Source organism: Pseudarthrobacter sp. P1 (assembly GCF_050156935.1).
Classification (GTDB): Bacteria; Actinomycetota; Actinomycetes; order Actinomycetales; family Micrococcaceae; genus Specibacter.
In genome coordinates, this window is the sequence record NZ_CP189584.1 from 2897448 (window position 1) to 2914391 (window position 16944).

The window sequence follows — 16944 nt, forward strand, 5'->3', positions numbered from 1 at the left end:
TGGGGGTCTCCTTAGTTGTCGGCGTGCTGGTCGAACGCGGATGCCGCCGCGGGTTCTGCGCCGCGGACGGCGTCCCCCGCCTCGGACGGCGCCGGAGCGGATTCGCTCTGCTCGGCCCACCAGGCCCGAAGCTTGTGCTCGGCATCCGCCGGGCTCAACGGACCGTGTTCCATCCGCTCCTCGAGGAGGAACTTGTACGCGCGGCCCACCACCGGGGACGGACGCAGTCCCAGCAGGGCCATGATCTGTGCGCCGTCCAGGTCCGGGCGGATGGAGGCCAGCTCCTCCTGCTCGGCCAGCACGGCAATGCGCTCTTCAAGATCGTCATAGGCGAAGGAAAGCCTGTCCGCCTTGCGCTGGTTGCGCGTGGTGACGTCGGAGCGGGTCAGCCGGTGCAGGCGCTCCAGCTGCGGTCCGGCGTCAGTGACGTAGCGGCGCACGGCCGAGTCCGTCCAGCCGGCGTCGCCGTAGCCATAGAAGCGCATGTGCAGCTCCACCAGCCGTGCCACGGACTTGATGGAATCGTTGTCGAAGCGCAGCGCCTTCATCCGCTTGGCCGTCAGCTTGGCGCCCACCATGTCATGGTGCCGAAAGCTCACGGCGCCGCCGGTTTCAAACCGGCGCGTCCCGGGCTTGCCGATGTCGTGCATCAACGCCGCGAACCGCAGTACAAAGTCCGGGCCCGGCAGGGCGCCGTCGGGGCCGGTCTCCAGCGAGGCCGCCTGCTCCAGCACCTGCAGCGAGTGCTGGTAGACGTCCTTGTGCCGGTGGTGCTCGTCCGTTTCCAGCTTCAGCGCCGGAACCTCGGGCAGCACAATCTCGGCCAGCCCGGTCTCCACCAGGATGTCGATGCCGGCGCGCGGATGCGCACCGCAGATCAGCTTGACCAGCTCATCGCGCACGCGCTCGGCGGAGATGATGCCGATCCGCTCCGCCATGGCGGTCATGGCCCCGTGCACGTCCGGGTGCACATCGATGCCCAGTTGGGAGGCGAAGCGGGCCGCGCGCATCATGCGCAGCGGATCGTCGGAGAAGGAGGATTCCGGAGACGCCGGGGTGCGCAGCACGCCCGCCGCCAGATCCTTGGCCCCGCCGTAGGGGTCCACCAGGTCCAGCTGGGGCAGGCGCAGGGCCATGGCGTTGATGGTGAAGTCGCGGCGCTGCAGGTCATCCTCGAGCGAGCTGCCGAACGCCACCACGGGCTTGCGCGAATCGGCGTCGTACGCCTCGGCGCGGTAGGTGGTGACCTCGATCATCAGCGGCACCCTGTTGGCCCCGCGCTTGCGGAACCCGATGGTGCCGAACGCGCGCCCCACTTCCCAGTGCGAGTCCGCCCACTTCTTGGCCACCGCCAGGATCTCGTCCGGCGTGGCGTTGGTGGTGAAGTCCAGGTCGGGCGAGGTGCGGCCCAGGAAGAGGTCGCGGACGGGCCCGCCCACCAGGGAAAGTTCGTAGCCGGCGTCGACAAAGAGCTGGCCCAGTTCAAGAACTGCGGGGTCTAACGAGGATGTATCCAGAACGCTTTCCATAGTCCTTTAAGGATGCCAGACTTTTCCGCCGCGGCTTCCGTGAGCGGGGCGATTGCGGGCCTCCAACGGGTGCGCGGGGCACGCGCGGATCTGTCATCATCAGTTGCCAAAGGTAGCTAGAGTGGTCTCCATGGCCCACCCAGTACCCAGCGCCCCGAAGAGGACACCATTGCCGTCGGCAATTGGTGCCCACGTGGCGCCTGCGGGTGCACCCACGGCTTCCCAGCTGCCCACGGTGGAGGAAATCTCCGCCGGCGGCGTGGTGGTGGACAAGCACGACGACGGCCTCCGGGTGGCCATTATCGCCCGCCTTAACAGGGGTGGACGGCTCGAGTGGTGCCTGCCCAAGGGACACCCCGAGGGAGTCGAATCACACCCCGAGGCGGCCGTGCGCGAAATCGAGGAAGAGACCGGCATCAGCGGTATCGTCCTGGCGCCGCTGGGCAGCATCGACTATTGGTTCACCGTCAGCGGCCACCGCGTGCACAAGACGGTGCACCACTTCCTGCTGCGCGCCACGGGCGGATTCCTCACCATCGAAAACGATCCCGACCACGAGGCCGTGGACGTGGCCTGGGTACCGCTGGCCGATCTTGGCCGCCGGCTCTCCTTCCCCAATGAACGCCGCATCGCCGACCTCGCCCGGGAAGTCCTCCCCACCGACTTCTAGTCCCCACTTGCCGGCCCGGACAATCGCTGGCGCGATTTTCCGGGAACCTGGCAAGCGTGGGCCCACCCAGCGGCTCCCCCGCTGACTTCCTGCAAGGTGAGAAGATGGGGTCGATGGCTAATCAGACTGACACCCGCACGCCCGAAGAGGCCCCACAGGACCATTCGCCCCAACGTGCGGCCCGTTCCAGCGCCGGCATGGCCGTGGGCACGCTGGCCTCACGCATCCTCGGATTCATCAAGGGAATCATCCTGGGTGTCGCGGTGGGCGGCACGGTGGTGGCCAACGTCTTTGATTCGGCCAACCAGGTGCCCAACGTCATCTACATCCTCATCGCGGGCGGCGTATTCAATGTGGTGCTCATCCCGCAGATCGTCAAGGCCTCCAAACTGCCCGACCGCGGTGCGGACTACATCTCCCGGCTGCTCACCCTCGGCATTGCCGTCCTGCTGGTGCTCACCGTCGTCGTCACCGTCCTGGCCGGCCCGCTGACACATCTGCTCACCCAGGGATACTCCCCGGGCCAGATGCGCGTTGCCATCGCCTTCACCACCTTGCTCCTGCCGCAGATCTTTTTCTACGGCCTCTATTCGCTGCTGGGCCAGGTGCTGAACGCACACAACTCCTTTGCCGCCTATGCGTGGGCCCCCGTCGTGAACAACATCGTGGCCATTGGCGGCCTGCTGGCATTCATCGCCGTCGCCGGCAGCGCGGGCAGCACCGAGCACACCATTGACAACTGGAGCAGCAGCCAGACCCTGCTGCTCGCCGGCACCGCCACGCTGGGCATCGTGGTCCAGTCCATGGTGCTGATCTGGCCCGTCAAGAAGCTTGGGCTGAAGCTCAAGCCCACATTTGGCTTCCGCGGCACGGGGCTCGGTGCCACGGGCAGGATCGCCGGCTGGTCGATGGCCACCATGGTCGTGGGAAACCTGAGCTTCCTGCTGATCGGCAAGATCGCCACCATTGCCACCGGCGCCCAATCGGACGGGGCCGTCTCCGCCCAGTCCAGCATCGCCGGATCCTTCGCACTCAACCGGGCCACCGAGGTCTACATCATGCCGCACTCGGTGATCGCGTTGTCCATCGCCACAGTGCTCTTCACCCAGATGTCGCGCGCCGCCGCCAACCATGACACCGCCGGCGTCCGTCTGGCCCTTTCGCGCGCCCTGCGGGCCACCGGCGTGGCCACCATTTTCGCCGCCGTCGCCCTGCTGGTCCTCGCGGGGCCGTTCGGCATGCTCTTCGGCGGCGACAAGGAATATGCCGGCCGCCAGGTGGCCATCACCCTGGCCATCTTGGCCATGGGCTCGCCCTTCCTGAGCATCAACTTCATCCTGAACCGGGTGTTCTATGCGGCGGAAAACGCCAAGACGCCGTTCTTCATCCAGTCCATCCTGGTGGTCTTCGGCGTCGGTTCGGCCCTGCTGGCCGCCACGTTCCCGCCGTCGATGATCATCTACGCGCTGGCCGCCAGCTACACGGTGGGCAACGCCATCGCAGTGGTGGTCAGCCACTTCTTCCTGAAGGCGAAGATCGGCGACTACGGCGGCGCCGGCATCGTGCGTGCGCACGCCCGCTTCCTCGCCGCAGCACTCGTGGCCGGCGGCGCCGGCGACGTGGTGCTCTGGATGATGGGCGGGTTCACCGGCGGCGGATTCCCCTGGCAATCCATCGAGAACGCCGCCGTGACCCTGGCCGTGGTGGGAACCCTGATGGCCGCTGTCTACCTTGCCATGCTGAAGCTGATGCGTGTGCAGGAACTGGACGACCTTCTGGGCCCCCTGCTGGGCAAACTCCGCGGCCGGGTGCCCGGGCTCCGCTAGCCTTCCAGGCTCCCGAAGGGGCCGTCGCGTAAGATCGGAATCGAACACGGCCCGTGTCAGGACATTCTGCACGGGCTCTTGGGCAGGAAGAGGAGGAACTGGTGCCACAACCCGTTGACGTGGGCTCCGTGCTGGGCGGTCGCTACAAGGTGACGGCCCAAGTTGTTGTCTCCGCCGAGCGCGACATCGTGCTTGACGGCGTCGACCAGGTCCTCAACCGGCCCGTCAGCATTCTGGTGGCCGCCCCGGAGAACTCCGAGACCCTGTCCCAGAGCGCCCGCGAGGTCGCCACCGGCGAACGCCCCGCGGGTGTCTCCATTCTGGACCTGGGCAAGAGCGATGGCACCACGTACCTTATTGCCAACCAGACCTCCGCCGTCGAGCTGCTGGACCTGGTGGTGCCCACTGCGCCCTACGTTGAGCCCTTCTTCACCGACACCCTTGGGACCGAGATCTTCGGATCCCCGCGCGCCGACGCCCCGGGCCCCAACGGCGCCTACGACTATGTCTATGAGGATGATTCCCCGGTCGAGGAACCGCTGGCCGGCCTCGTCCGCCCCGCGGCGGCACCCCAGCCGCCCCGCGCCGCTCCGCCGCGCACCGCACCCTCGCGCCCGGTCGCGTCGAGCCCGGTAACGGCGCCCACGCAGCCGCCGGCCCCGCTGGCCCCGGCACCTGCAGTGGCCCCGGCGCCCGTCGTCCCTGCCCCCACGCAGCCGCCGGCCCGGCTGCCCAAGGTGACGCTGTGGGAGGACGAGGACTACGGCCAGCCGGCCGCAGCAGCCGCCCCGGCACCCGCCGCAGTGCCGGCCCCGGCTGTCCGTCCGGCCGCCCCCGCGCAGCCGGCCCGCCAGGCCGCCAGCTTCCCTGCCGCGGCGCGTCCGGAGCCGGAATACCTGGACGAGGACGACGACACCGACGAGAACGCCCCGCGCACCAGCGGCCGCTGGCTCACCGGCGGCATCGTGGGCATCCTCGTTGTCGCGGCCCTGATTTTCGCCGTCACCAACATCAGCGGGCTCTTCGGCGGCACCCCCGCCGCCAACCCGGGCAAGACGGCGACGCAGTCCGCCATCAGCACCGGTGACACCAGCACCGCCCCGCAGACCAGTGCTGCCCCCGTCGTGGCGCCGGTCATCGACAAGGTGATCCGCTACATGCCCGCCGCCCCCGACGTCGGAGCCCAGTTCGATCCCCGTCTGCCGCAGGCCTTCGACCAGAACCCGGCCACGTTCTGGACCACGCTGGAATTCTCCAATGACAGCTTTGCCGGCCTGGCCGACAGCATCAACCTGATCGTGGAGCTCAAGGAGCCCTCGGACATCTCGAGCATCACCATCAGCCAGTTGGGCGGATCCGGCGGTAGTTTCAACGTGCTCACCAACAGCACCCCCACCATGGACGGTGCCACGAAGATCGGCACCGGCAGCTTCAGCGCCCCCGACTTCACCCTGAAGGCCCCGGAGCAGACCAAGGCGCAATACGTGATCATCAACTTCACGGAACTGCCCAAGATCCAGCCCTTCGTGACCTATCCGTACAGCATCAAGATCGCCGAAATCGCCATCAAGTAGTTTTCCGCCCCCGGTAGTCTGAATGAGGCTCCCCACCATTTGGAATATTGGGCTCCACTGTGCGGTTGTGCAGGGGGAAAGCCTGATTTAGATGGTCCATCAATGAAAGAAGAGGTTCTCTGACCCGTGAGCGAGACAACTACTCCGGCCAGTGACGTTCGCAATGTCATCATCGTCGGCTCCGGCCCCGCCGGATACACGGCCGCCATCTACACCGCCCGCGCCGATCTGAAGCCCCTGATGATTGCCGGTTCAGTCACCGCCGGCGGCGAACTGATGAACACCACCGATGTGGAGAACTACCCGGGCTTCCCCGAGGGCATCATGGGTCCGGACCTGATGGAGAACTTCGGCAAGCAGGCCGAACGCTTCGGCACCGAGGTCATGTACGAGGACGTCGCCTCCGTTGAGCTCTCCGGCGAGGTCAAGACCGTCACCCTGGCCGACGGCCAGGTCTTCAAGGCACGTGCCGTCATCATTTCCACCGGCTCCGCCTACCGCGAGCTTGGCCTGCCCGACGAGAAGCGCCTCTCCGGCCACGGCGTCAGCTGGTGCGCCACCTGCGACGGCTTCTTCTTCAAGGACCAGGACATCGCCGTCATCGGCGGCGGCGACTCCGCCATGGAAGAGGCCATCTTCCTGACGAAGTTTGCCCGCAGCGTCACGGTGGTCCACCGCCGCGAGAGCCTGCGCGCCTCCAAGATCATGGCCGACCGCGCCCTGGCCCACCCGAAGATCTCCTTCGTGTGGAACAGCGAAGTGGTCGGCATCGACGGCGACGCCAAAGTTTCCAACCTGCGCCTGAACAACCTGGTCACCGGCGTCAAGAGCGACCTCCCCGTCACGGGCGTCTTCGTGGCCATCGGCAACGATCCGCGCATCGAACTGGTCAAGGACCAGCTCGCGCTGACCGCCGAGGGCACCATCGCCGTCGACGGCCGTACCTCCAAGACCAGCATGGCCGGCGTCTTCGCCGCGGGCGATGTCATCGACCCCACCTACCGCCAGGCCATCACCGCCTCCGGTTCCGGCTGTGTAGCCGCACTGGACGTGGAGCACTACCTGGCCGACCAGGAATCCTAAGCCTGCCGACACGCACAACGCCGGTCTGTAGTAGAAAAGAGAAATTCATGAGCAACGCCAAGAGCGCAACAGATGCCACCTTCTCCACCGATGTCCTGGCCGCCGACAAGCCGGTCATTGTGGACTTCTGGGCCGAGTGGTGCGGACCGTGCCGCAAGCTCGGTCCCATCCTGGACGAAATCTCCGTTGACTACGCCGACAAGGTGGACGTCATCAAGGTGGACGTGGATGCCAACCCCGGCATCGCCGCGCAGTACGGCATCACCTCCATCCCCGCCGTGTACCTGTTCCATGGCGGCGAGGTGAAGAACACCGTGATCGGCGCCAAGCCGAAGCAGTTCTTCGAGAAGGAATTCGCGGACTACCTGCAGTAAACCGCCAGACGGAAAAGGCCGGTGCGGCTCCCAGAGCCGCACCGGCCTTTTGCGTACCCGCCGCTATCCCTTGACCGCGCCGGAGACCAAACCCTTGATGAAGTGCCGCTGGAACACCAGATAGATGATGACGATCGGCGCAATGAGAATCACGGTGCCCGCGCACAGCAGCGGGATGTTGGTGCCGTATTGCTGGACAAACTTGCCCAGCCCCGACGGCGCCGTGCGCTTGGCGGGGTCCTGCAGCATGATCAGCGCCAGCAGGAACTGGTTCCACGCCCACATGAAGTAGAGCAGCCCCAGCGTGGCCAGGGCCGGCCAGGACACGGGCAGCAGGACGCTGAGCATCGTCCGCGGCGTCGAGGCCCCGTCGATCTCCGCGGCCTCGGCCAGCTCCTGCGGCAGCTGCTCGAAATGGGAGCGCATCCACAGGATGCCGAACGGCATGAACGCCCCGATCAGCGGCAGGATGACGGCCAGCTGGTTGTCCAGCAGTCCCGCATCCTTGAAGCCGAAGTAGAGCGGAATGATGATGGCCTCGTAGGGCAGCGCCAGGCCCAGCAGGAACAGGCCCATCAGCGCGCTGCGGCCGGCAAAATCAACCGTGGCGAAGGCGTACCCGGCCAGGCTTGCACACAGAAGCGCGATGGGCATCACGACGACGGCGATGAGCGCGCTGGAGCCCAACAGCGAGCCGAACCCGGCGGTGGTCCAGGCATTGGCGTAGTTCTCGAAGTGGAGCCGGTCCGGCCACCGGGGGGATACCGTCAGCGACGCGGGACCCTGCAGACACGCGAGCATGATGGCGCCAAAGGGCACAACCACTGTGGCCGCGGCCAGAAGCAGCACCACCCGCTGGAGGGTCCGGCCTCGGTCAAACCGCCGTCGCCGGACCGCCGCGGCCGGGGCCTTGGGGACGGCCACCAGAGGGGCAACGCTCATTTCACTCTCCTCACGGCTGCATTCACAGCACTGACAATGCCAACAATCACCAGGCTAAGGACCACTGCCAGGGCGCTGGCGGCCCCCCACCCGGTTGTCGGTGACGACCAGTTGGTAGACCTGCACTCCGGGCACCATGGTGCTGCAGCCCGGACCTCCCCCGGTCATGACGTAGACGACGTCGAAGCTCGCCAACGCGGCGATGATGGTGACGGTGACGCCGATCTCACCCCGGACACCGGGGACCGTCACATGCCAGAATTCTTCCAGCTTGCTGGCTCCGTCCAGCCGGGCTGCCTCGTACAGGCTCTCGTCGATCTTGGCGATGCCGGACAGGAAGAGCGGGTAGCACGCCCCGTGGTGACCCAGGTCCCCACCAATCCAACGCTGGGGTAGGCCCAGGTGAAATCGCCCAACCAGCCCTTGGCCAGCGCACTCCACCCCACCGAGACCAGAAATTGGGTGAGCGGCCCGTCGTCGGAGTAGATCTACTTGAACACCACGGCCACGGCCACCAGCGGCAGGATCTGGGGCAGGAAGAGGACCGTGCGGACCAGGCCCAGCCCGCGGTTGCGGACACCGGTGGTCAGCGCCGCCAGCACCAGGCCGAACACCAGCGGAAGCCCCGTGTAGAAGAAGATGAAGCCGAAGGCATTGAGCACCGAGGCCCGCAGCGATGCATCGGTGAAGACCTCGGCGTAGTTCGCCATCCCCACCCAGGTGGAGGGCCCGATCCCGTCCCAGTCAAAGAAGGAGATCCAGACGCTCTGCAGCCAAGGTGCGACGACGAACGCCATGTAGAAGGCAAGGGCCGGGGCCACGCAGAGGAACGCCGTGGTCCGCTGCCGGCGGCGGGAGGTCCGCCGCCGCAACGGCACCGTCCCCGGCCCTCGCACACCGGGTGCTGCTTCTGGACCGCTGAGCGGCGGAGCCGGTTGGGTAATCATCTTTGTCACCTATTCTGCAGCCGAGGCGTGGGCTACCCGTGGACCTTGACCCAGTTGTCCTGGACCGCACCGATGAAGGCCGCCGCGTCGGACTGGCCGCCGATCAGCCGCTGCGTTTCAGCGGTCAGCGTCTTGTCCATGGTGGCCGGGGCGTTGTTGTTGAACGGCACAATACCGTTGGTCGAGCGCAACTGGCCAAACGCGGTCAGCAGGTCCTGCTGGACGGTTCCACTGGCGGCCGAGACGGAGGCGGTGTCGGCCGGCAGGAAGCCCTGCTCGAACGCGAGTTTGGACGCCTCGGGGCTGTGCACGAAGTCCAGGAACGCCGCGGCGGCGTGCTTGTTCTTGGACTTGGCCGAAATGGCATAACCGACGGAGCTGCCGATGGCAGTCTGGGTCTTCCCCGGGAACACGGCAAAGCCGGCGTCGGCCTTCAGTGCGTCGGAAATCTTGCTGGCATCCCAGTTGCCGTCCACGAAGAACAGTCCCTCACCGGCGCCGAACTTGGCCACTGCGCCCTGGAGGTCGACGCTGTTCGCCGTCGCCGGGAAGTATCCCTTGGCATTCCAGTCCAGCAGCTTCTGCGCCCCAAGTTTGTTGCCGTCGGTGTCGAACGAGGCCGATTTGGTGCCGAATGCCCACTTGGCGGCCGCGGCTGCGCCGTCCTCGGACTGTCCGATCGACTGGACGAGGAAGGACGCATGCCCCTGGGCATTGCCGAGCTGCAGCGGGAGGACGCCGGCGTCCTTGGCCTTGGCCATGTCCGCCTCGAGTTCGTCGAGGGTGGTTGGGGCTGCAGTGATGCCGACCTTCGCCGCCAGTGCCTTGTTGTAGAAGAGCCCACCTCGGAGAAACCGGAGGGCACGGCATAGAGGGATCCGGTTCCCATCGTGACGCCGTCCGGGCCCACCTGCCACTGGCTCAGACCGGCCTCGGAATAGGTCCTCGGCCAGTTGTAGGCCTGGCTCTAGGAGTCCAGGTTGGCGATCAGCTTGTTCTTGACGGTGTTGCCCACCATGTTTATCAGGGCAATGTCCGGTGCCTTGTCCGCGTCGAGCTGGCGGTTGAGCCCGGCGTTGTAGTCGCTGAAGTTCGTGGCCGTGACGTTGACCGAGACATTCGGGTTCTTCACTGCGAAGGCCTCGGCGATCTGCTTGGTGGCCGCCCCGGACTCCGGCGTCGTTGCCAATTCGAGGGTGACGTTGCCTGCGGGAACACTGGTGGACACCGCGGACTGGACTGGCGTGGACGTGCCGCTGGATGCAGCGCCCGGGGCGCAGGCGGACAGGGCGACAGCCGCTGCCATGCCCAGGGCCGGCAGAACCAAGATGGACCGTTTCATAGCTCTCCTTTGGGGTGGATCCTTTATGAAAGGATGTTACATAAATAATGAATGCGGTACCAATGTGTGTCAAGCAAAAACTTCTGGAAGTCGTTGGGGCCCGCGGGGACTAGAATCATCGCGTGAGCCCGAAATCCCCCGCCTCCAGCGAACCAGCCCTCCTGCGAACCCTCAACCGGCGCATTGTCCTGCGCACCCTGAGGGACAGCACTTCCTTGGAAACACTGGCCGAGCTGGCAAAAAAGACTGGCATTTCACGGCCCACGGTGGAGGCCGCGCTGGCCGAGCTCGTCGAGCGCCAGTGGGTCGAGGAGCTGGCCCCCTCCATCCACAGCACCGGCCGCCTGGGCCGCCCGGCCAAGCGTTTCAGATTCCGCAATGACTTTGGAATTCTGGTCGGTTTGGACATTGGCGTCCACAAGATCCTGGTGCGGATTGCCGACACCCGTGGCGCCAAGGTCCATGAACACCGGACCGACCTGGCCGGGGACCCCGCCCGTGCCTTGACCATCGAACTGGTGGTCGAGACCGTCCGCGCCGCACTGCGGGAGGCGGGCCACGTCAACTCGCCAATCTGGGCGCTGGGCTGCGGCCTTCCCGGCGTCGTCTCGGCCGACGGCGTGCTGGCCCGCTCCGTCGTCGTCCCCGACTGGGTCGGGCGCAACATCGGCGAGCAGTTGTCCACCCGGCTCAAGACCACAGTACTGGTGGAAAACGATGCCAATCTGGCAACGCTGGCCGAGCACAAGGCCGGGGCGGCCGGCGGCGCAGGCTCGGCCATCGTGGTGACTACGGGCCGGCGCATCTCGGCCGGCCTGATCATCGGCAATACCCTGCTGCGCGGCCGCCACGGAGCGGCCGGCGAGATCGGTACCCTGGACGTCATGCGGTGGAACGAGGCGCCCGGCATCTCGGAGATCGGCGGTTTCGGACAGGCCCTCGGCATGGGACTGTCCGCCCTGGTCCTGGCCGTGGACCCTGAGGTGGTCATCATCCAGGGGCAATTCAGCGGGAAGGAAACGGCCCTGCTGGATGCCGTGCGGGCAGAGCTGAAAAGGAATTGCATCTTCGTCCCCATGCTCCAGCTCTCGCCGCTGGGATCCACCGCCGTCGCCACGGGCGGCGTCGAGCTGGCGAAGGAGCACTTTGAGAGCCAAACGCTCCAGCTGGCCAGCCTAGACTGAGACCACGCGCGCCTCCTTGCGCGCACATTCGGCCGCCCACACGACCTGGTGGGACGCGAAGCTGGCCTGCGCGCTGCTTTGCACCAGGCCGCGGTCCTGCTGCCGCACGGCCGCGAGGAAGGAGCCCACCAATTCGGTGTCGGCGCCCCCATGGCCATCGGCTGCCGAGGCGCTGCCCGGCCCGGAGAGGTCCACGTGTTCCTGGCTGGCGGTGAGGAAATCGTCGATCACCAGCGATTTTCCGTCCCCGGTGATCATGCCCTCGGTGCCCATGATCCGGGTCTTGCGGAAATCCGGCGGGGTGAACGCGGACACCGTCAGTGACGCCGTGGCCCCGTTGTCGAATTCGAGCCCGACGATCTGGTGGTCCACGACGTCGTTCTCCCCCTTGAAGACGCACTGGCCGTAGATGCCGGATTCCAGCGCGGCCCGCACCCCCGCGGCGCTGACATCCGGGCTGAGCACCGACAGCGGCCACCGCTCGCCCACCGGATCGCCCAGGAACCGCTGGTAGATTTTCGGCGCGGAATAGGCACAGCTCTCCACCAGCGGACAGTCCGTGCAACGCTCGGCAGCCCCGGCCGGCCTGTTTTCCGGGCGGAAATGCGAGAGCGAGCCGAAGCTGGACACCTTGCGCACGGGCCTGCCCATGAGGTGCATCAGCCAATCGACATCGTGGCTCGATTTGGCCATCAGCATCGACGACGAGTCCGCCTCCACCGCCCAGTTTCCGCGGACATAGGAATGGGCAAAATGCCACCAGCCAATCGGCTCCAGGTGTTCGATGGAGAGGATCTGGCCGATCCGTCCGCCGTCGAGGATCGCCTTCAGCCCACGGCTGTAGCTGCTGTAGCGCATCACGTGGCACACCGTCATGAGCACACCGTTGCGTTCCACGGCCTCCACAATCCGCTGTGCGGATTCCGGCTCCGGGGCCAGCGGCTTTTCGATCAGGATGTCGTAGCCCGCGTCGGCGAACAGCACCGCAGGCTCCTCATGCATCCTGTCGGGCGTGGCAATGACGACGGCGTGGGCCGCCCGCTCTCCCGCGAGCATCTCGCCCCAGGCGGCGAAGCGCCGTTCGGGCGGAACCCCAAACGTTTCGCCAAAGAGGGCCCGCCGCGCGAGGTCAGGTTCGACGACCGCCGTGATGCCGGCGCCAAAGTCGTCCACCGCGATACGGGCATAGTTGAAGCCCCGCGAGCCCGCACCAACGACGGCGAGTTCCAATCCTGCGCCAACCCCTGTTTTTGCCACCAACCGACAGCACCCCTCTCAAAGTCATGAATATATTTATAAGAACCTTTCATAATGATAGGCCAGACGCCTGGATTCCGAAAGGAGGCCCTTTAATTCCTTGTCTACGCTGGAATGTTTTGGTGGAAATTATGCAGCCCTGATTCATATCGGTGAACGGCCGGGGTGGGGGCCACGCCCTTGCGGCGCCTCCTGCGGGCGGCGCCATGGCTTTTACGTTGCCTGGGCACTGGCTGCGCCTCCCGGCTTCCCGGCACCACTGGCATTGCATCCCCGGTGCTGCCAAGATGGCACCATGGACAGCCCGGACATGGCAACGCCTGCTCTTCCCAAACCCGTCGTGCTGGTAGTCATGGGTGTATCCGGCTCCGGCAAATCCACTGTTGCCGCCCTCCTTGCGGGACGGCTGGGTTGGGCCTTCGAGGAAGGCGATGCCCTGCATCCCCAATCGAATATCGACAAGATGGCCGCGGGGCATCCGCTCACGGATGAGGACAGGCACCCCTGGCTGGAGAAGGTCGCCGATTGGGTCGACCGGAGACTGGACCATGGGGAGAACGGCATCATCACCTGCTCGGCGCTCAAACGTTCCTACCGGAACATCATTAACCGCCGAGGCTCCGGTGTCGCCTTCGTTTTTCTGTCTGGGTCCTCCGAGACCATCAGCGCACGGCTGACCGAACGCCACGGTCATTTCATGCCCACGAGTCTGTTGGAGAGCCAGTTCGCGGCGCTGGAGGAACCGTCCCAGGGTGAGCCCGGAATCCGGATCGACGTTGGCCCGGCTCCAGGGGTGATTGCCCAACGAATCATGGACGAGCTCGGCCTGAACGGCTGAGTGGAACAGGAAGAGAACCATGAACGGAATCTCCACCCTCACCAACACCTTCACCGGGGTGGCCACGGACAGCACCACAGACCTGATGAACCAGCCATGGAACGGCCATGACACACAAGTACTGATCGTGGCGGCCGTCGGCATCGCGATCGTCGTTTTGCTGATCGTCTGGGCGAAGCTGCATGCCTTTCTGTCCCTGAGCATCGGCGCCCTCTTTGTCGGGATTGCTTCCGGCATTGCTCTGGACAAGGTGACCACGTCCTACGAAACCGGCGTCGGCGGGGTGCTGGGCTACGTCGGGGTCCTCATCGCTCTGGGAGCCATGCTGGGCAAGCTGTTGGCCGATTCCGGCGGTGCTGACAAGATCGTTGACACGCTTCTCCACGGCCGGCCGGGAACGCTGCCCTGGAAGATGGCGCTCATTGCCGGCATCATCGGCATCCCAATGTTCTTCGAAATCGGGCTTGTGCTGCTGTTACCCGTCGTGATGCTCGCCGTGCACCGTTCCAAGGGCCCGGCCATGCGGCTTGGCATTCCAGCCCTGGCCGGCTTGTCGGTGCTCCACGGATTCATCCCGCCGCACCCGGGCCCGCTGGCGGCGATCGGCATCCTGCATGCCAATGTCGGTGTGACTCTTGCCTTTGGCCTCCTGATAGCAATTCCAACCGTCATCATCGCTGGTCCCGTGTTTGGCCGTCTGGCCGCACGGATGGTGCCCATCGGCGCCGCTGGCGCCGGCCTGGCCGTCACCGTGGGATCCGCCGGGACCGCACAGACGGTCGGGCCCCAGGATCCGGATGCACAGGCTGCCGGCCCGCACCACGAAGCGCCCCTGGGAAAGGCACAGGATCCGGAAGCCACGCGCAGCCCGTCCTTCGGCTGGACCTTGGTCACCCTGCTGTCTCCGCTGGTGCTCATGCTCATCAAAGCGGCGGCAGACATTTGGATGGACAAAGGCGCCACACTGCGGCCCCTGTTGGACTTCATCGGCGATCCGGTGGTCGCGCTTCTGGTGGCGGTACTGCTGGCCATGGTCACGTTCGGGACAAGAGTGGGCTTCTCCGCCTCGACTCTGACGAAAAAGATTGGCCAGAGCCTGTTGCCGATTGTCGGGGTTATGCTCATCGTCGGCGCGGGCGGTGGGTTCAAGCAGGTCTTGGTCGACGGCGGCACGGGAACCGCGATCGCCAAGATCGCCGTAGCTGCCAGCCTGTCGGCTCTGGTGCTGGGGTGGATTATCGCCGTGCTGATTCGCCTCGCCACAGGCTCGGCGACCGTGGCTACAGTGACGGCCGCCGGAATCATCGCACCCCTGGCAACCGGTCTGGCGCCGGCTCAATTGGCTCTGGTTGTCCTCGCCATCGGTGCCGGATCGCTCTTCTTCTCCCACGTCAACGATGCAGGCTTCTGGCTGGTCAAGGAGTATTTCGGACTGACGGTAGGGCAAACGATCAAGACCTGGTCGGTCATGGAAACCATCATCTCCGTTGTTGGGTTCGGATTCGCACTGCTGCTGTCCGCTTTCGTCTGACTGGACCATTCTGCGACCGGCATCCAGGCGCTGGTCGGCACGCTCGGCATCAAGGCCATCAGCGTCCAATGGCAGGATGCGGCCGCCGCACCAACCACCGCACGCCACGTGCTGCGCAGGTGCCGGCCGCACCTGGACATCACGGGTCTCAACGCCCCGCCACCCGCCCCGAGCAGCACCCTGGTCCCGGCCGGTGGTGGATGGTGTCGTCCCTGCGCCTGTTGACCGACCCGGTGACGGGTGAGGCGCTGGCTGGCCGGGGCAGGCGCTTCCGTGCGCCGTTGAATCCCAGCGTGGCCGTCCCGATGGTTTCACGTGGAACAGGACTTCCAACCATTCATGGGGCCCGTGTGGCGCGGGAACAAGCAGGCGGCCCATGCGCTGTGGGTGCATGGGCCGCGTTCATTTCTTTCCACCGTTGGAGGGCTAGAGCAGGGTTCCGCCCGAGGCTTCGATGCGCTGGCCAGTGATCCAGCTGGCGCCGGGTGCAACGAGGGTGGTGATGGCGCCGCCGATGTCGTCGGGCTGGCCGACGCGCCCCAATGCTGTCTGGGAGGCCCAGAAGGTGTTGAGGTTCTCGTCGTCGCGGACGACGCCGCCGCCGAAGTCGGTGGCAATCGGGCCGGGGTGCGATCGAGTTAACGGTGATGCCGCGTACGCCGAGTTCTTTGGCGAGGTAGCGGGTGTAGGTGTCGATGGCGGCCTTGACGCATGCGTAGATGCTGAATCCGCTGCCGGCGTTGGCCAGAGCCAGGGCGGCGGCGCGGCCAAGGCCGCGGTTTCCGCCGGTGATGAGGGCGATGAGGGCGATAGGTTGCGTGTTCATGATGCTGCTTTCTGATGCGTGGGGGCCGGGACGTGCCGCCCGAATGTGGTTGTGCGCTCGGTGATGTGTGCGGGATCCGGCACGGTCATCGGTGGAGTTCGTGGGCGGGTTAGGCGATGGCGTGCTGGTGGGTGGCGACCCAGTCCGTGAAGGTGCGGGCTGGATGTCCTGTCAGTGCGAGGACGTCTCCGGAGACGGCGAGGGCTGTTGCTTCGGCGCCCATCGCGCCCAATGCGGATTCACGGACAATGGCGGGAGTTCCTTCGGCGAACGCGGTCGCATTCGCGGTGTCGATGTTGATCCGTTCGACGCGGAACTCGCGCCCGAGAACATCACCGGCGATCGTCGCCTGGTCGCGCACCGAAAGCGCCTGCGGCCCGGTGATCGAGAAGGCCCCGCCCCTGGGCTGCTCGGTCAGGAGCACGGCAACGGCAGATGATGCGATGTCTTCCGTGTGCACGACGGGCAGCTTCGCGTCGAGGTACGGGGCCCGGACGACTCCACGAGCGCTCTCCGAGGTCCACATCAGGAAGTTGTAGTTGAAGCCACTGCAGCGCAGGAACGTCGACGGGAGCCCAGCCTCGACCGGCGTCTTTTCTCCCGCCCTGTGCCGGGCCGTGATGACGTTGGAACCGCCAAGGGGGATGGGGGTGCTGACGGTGAAGGACGACAGGAGCACGACGTGCTCGAGGCCCGCGGCGGCCGCGGCCTCGGCGAAGACGGCGCCGTTGTCCTTGGCCATATTTATGAACGCGCGATCAAAACCGGCCAGTGCGCGGCGGACATCGTCGTGGTTGGTCAGGTCACCCTTGATCACCTCGATGCCCTCGGGCAGCGTCGCTGCTTCCGGGTTGCGGACGAGGGCCGCGATGTGGTGCCCGCGACCGAGAAGTTGCTTTGCAACCGAGGCGCCTACTGTGCCGGTCGCTCCAGTGACGAGGATTTTCATCGTGCTTCCTATCTGCCGCCCGACCATTCGAGCGGAACGGTGTTAACTAGAACATGACATCACCGATAACGA

General features: G+C 65.9%; 17 protein-coding genes and 1 pseudogene. 8 read left to right on the plus strand and 10 right to left on the minus strand.

The window, feature by feature from the left end; genetic code table 11:
* Window positions 1–11: 11 nt before the first annotated feature.
* Entirely contained in the window at window positions 12–1529 is a 1518-nt protein-coding gene (locus ACQCSX_RS13710; protein ID WP_427015858.1) for a CCA tRNA nucleotidyltransferase, read from the minus strand.
* A gap of 130 nt (window positions 1530–1659) precedes the next feature.
* Here ACQCSX_RS13710 and ACQCSX_RS13715 point away from each other — a divergent pair, with 130 nt between their 5' ends.
* From ACQCSX_RS13715 to trxA, 5 genes are all read left to right on the plus strand, one after another.
* Entirely contained in the window at window positions 1660–2199 is a 540-nt protein-coding gene (locus ACQCSX_RS13715; protein WP_427015859.1) for an NUDIX hydrolase, read from the plus strand.
* Between the two features lie 113 nt (window positions 2200–2312).
* Window positions 2313–4025: a murein biosynthesis integral membrane protein MurJ gene (gene murJ, locus ACQCSX_RS13720; protein ID WP_427015860.1), complete on the plus strand. Its 1713-nt coding sequence runs from the start codon at window positions 2313–2315 to the stop codon at window positions 4023–4025.
* 101 nt (window positions 4026–4126) lie between these two features.
* On the plus strand, window positions 4127–5599 hold the full coding sequence (locus ACQCSX_RS13725; RefSeq protein ID WP_427015861.1) for an ABC transporter substrate-binding protein: 1473 nt from the start codon (window positions 4127–4129) through the stop codon (window positions 5597–5599).
* 126 nt (window positions 5600–5725) lie between these two features.
* A complete protein-coding gene (gene trxB, locus ACQCSX_RS13730) occupies window positions 5726–6682 on the plus strand; it encodes a thioredoxin-disulfide reductase (RefSeq protein ID WP_427015862.1) in 957 nt (318 codons plus the stop codon).
* 47 nt (window positions 6683–6729) lie between these two features.
* Window positions 6730–7056, plus strand: a complete 327-nt coding sequence (gene trxA / locus ACQCSX_RS13735; RefSeq protein ID WP_427015863.1) for a thioredoxin — start codon at window positions 6730–6732, stop codon at window positions 7054–7056.
* Window positions 7057–7119: 63 nt separating this feature from the next.
* Here the strand turns inward: trxA and ACQCSX_RS13740 are convergent, their stop codons facing one another.
* The 5 genes from ACQCSX_RS13740 to ACQCSX_RS13760 are packed head-to-tail and all read right to left on the minus strand — an operon-like array spanning window position 7120 to window position 10287.
* Window positions 7120–7998 carry a carbohydrate ABC transporter permease gene (locus tag ACQCSX_RS13740; RefSeq protein WP_427015864.1) on the minus strand — a complete coding sequence of 293 codons (879 nt, stop codon included), beginning with the start codon at window positions 7996–7998 and terminating at the stop codon, window positions 7120–7122.
* 54 nt (window positions 7999–8052) lie between these two features.
* Window positions 8053–8439: a carbohydrate ABC transporter permease gene (locus ACQCSX_RS13745; RefSeq protein WP_427015865.1), complete on the minus strand. Its 387-nt coding sequence runs from the start codon at window positions 8437–8439 to the stop codon at window positions 8053–8055.
* Between the two features lie 47 nt (window positions 8440–8486).
* Entirely contained in the window at window positions 8487–8945 is a 459-nt protein-coding gene (locus ACQCSX_RS13750; RefSeq protein WP_427015866.1) for a carbohydrate ABC transporter permease, read from the minus strand.
* A gap of 32 nt (window positions 8946–8977) precedes the next feature.
* Window positions 8978–9862, minus strand: a complete 885-nt coding sequence (locus ACQCSX_RS13755) for an extracellular solute-binding protein (protein WP_427015867.1) — start codon at window positions 9860–9862, stop codon at window positions 8978–8980.
* A gap of 50 nt (window positions 9863–9912) precedes the next feature.
* Window positions 9913–10287, minus strand: a complete 375-nt coding sequence (locus ACQCSX_RS13760) for a hypothetical protein (protein WP_427015868.1) — start codon at window positions 10285–10287, stop codon at window positions 9913–9915.
* A gap of 122 nt (window positions 10288–10409) precedes the next feature.
* Between ACQCSX_RS13760 and ACQCSX_RS13765 the strand changes: the two genes are divergently transcribed.
* Window positions 10410–11471, plus strand: coding sequence for an ROK family protein (locus tag ACQCSX_RS13765; RefSeq protein WP_427015869.1), 1062 nt, complete (start codon window positions 10410–10412; stop codon window positions 11469–11471).
* Here ACQCSX_RS13765 and ACQCSX_RS13770 read toward each other — a convergent pair.
* The gene (locus tag ACQCSX_RS13770; protein ID WP_427015870.1) at window positions 11463–12728 is read right to left on the minus strand and encodes a Gfo/Idh/MocA family protein; all 1266 of its coding nucleotides are present in this window, start codon (window positions 12726–12728) and stop codon (window positions 11463–11465) included. The genes ACQCSX_RS13765 and ACQCSX_RS13770 overlap by 9 nt on opposite strands.
* A gap of 295 nt (window positions 12729–13023) precedes the next feature.
* On the opposite strand from ACQCSX_RS13770, the gene ACQCSX_RS13775 reads away from it, so the two are divergent.
* Together ACQCSX_RS13775 and ACQCSX_RS13780 are read left to right on the plus strand one after the other, a co-directional pair.
* Window positions 13024–13566 (plus strand): gluconokinase, encoded by a 543-nt coding sequence (locus ACQCSX_RS13775; RefSeq protein ID WP_427015871.1) that lies wholly within the window; start codon window positions 13024–13026, stop codon window positions 13564–13566.
* A gap of 85 nt (window positions 13567–13651) precedes the next feature.
* Complete coding sequence (locus tag ACQCSX_RS13780) at window positions 13652–15097, plus strand: SLC13 family permease (protein ID WP_427019052.1); 1446 nt, start codon at window positions 13652–13654, stop codon at window positions 15095–15097.
* A 426-nt stretch (window positions 15098–15523) separates the two neighbouring features.
* Here ACQCSX_RS13780 and ACQCSX_RS13785 read toward each other — a convergent pair whose 3' ends face one another.
* The 3 genes and pseudogenes from ACQCSX_RS13785 to ACQCSX_RS13795 all read right to left on the minus strand — a co-directional run bounded on the left by ACQCSX_RS13785 (window position 15524) and on the right by ACQCSX_RS13795 (window position 16872).
* Window positions 15524–15715 (minus strand): SDR family oxidoreductase, encoded by a 192-nt coding sequence (locus tag ACQCSX_RS13785; RefSeq protein WP_427019053.1) that lies wholly within the window; start codon window positions 15713–15715, stop codon window positions 15524–15526.
* Between the two features lie 58 nt (window positions 15716–15773).
* Window positions 15774–15923: pseudogene (locus ACQCSX_RS13790) on the minus strand (hypothetical protein); the annotation flags it as partial.
* Between the two features lie 109 nt (window positions 15924–16032).
* Window positions 16033–16872 (minus strand): SDR family oxidoreductase, encoded by an 840-nt coding sequence (locus ACQCSX_RS13795; protein WP_427015872.1) that lies wholly within the window; start codon window positions 16870–16872, stop codon window positions 16033–16035.
* Window positions 16873–16944: the final 72 nt, after the last annotated feature.

What these genes read in the sequence shown, in the direction of transcription:
- ACQCSX_RS13710 (WP_427015858.1), bottom strand. Translation starts at nt 1,529, where the DNA reads ATGGAAAGCGTTCTGGATACATCCTCGTTAGACCCCGCAGTTCTTGAA.
- ACQCSX_RS13715 (WP_427015859.1), top strand. Translation starts at nt 1,660, where the DNA reads ATGGCCCACCCAGTACCCAGCGCCCCGAAGAGGACACCATTGCCGTCG.
- murJ (WP_427015860.1), top strand. Translation starts at nt 2,313, where the DNA reads ATGGCTAATCAGACTGACACCCGCACGCCCGAAGAGGCCCCACAGGAC.
- trxA (WP_427015863.1), top strand. Translation starts at nt 6,730, where the DNA reads ATGAGCAACGCCAAGAGCGCAACAGATGCCACCTTCTCCACCGATGTC.
- ACQCSX_RS13740 (WP_427015864.1), bottom strand. Translation starts at nt 7,998, where the DNA reads ATGAGCGTTGCCCCTCTGGTGGCCGTCCCCAAGGCCCCGGCCGCGGCG.
- ACQCSX_RS13750 (WP_427015866.1), bottom strand. Translation starts at nt 8,945, where the DNA reads ATGATTACCCAACCGGCTCCGCCGCTCAGCGGTCCAGAAGCAGCACCC.
- ACQCSX_RS13760 (WP_427015868.1), bottom strand. Translation starts at nt 10,287, where the DNA reads ATGAAACGGTCCATCTTGGTTCTGCCGGCCCTGGGCATGGCAGCGGCT.
- ACQCSX_RS13775 (WP_427015871.1), top strand. Translation starts at nt 13,024, where the DNA reads ATGGACAGCCCGGACATGGCAACGCCTGCTCTTCCCAAACCCGTCGTG.
- ACQCSX_RS13780 (WP_427019052.1), top strand. Translation starts at nt 13,652, where the DNA reads ATGAACCAGCCATGGAACGGCCATGACACACAAGTACTGATCGTGGCG.
- ACQCSX_RS13795 (WP_427015872.1), bottom strand. Translation starts at nt 16,872, where the DNA reads ATGAAAATCCTCGTCACTGGAGCGACCGGCACAGTAGGCGCCTCGGTT.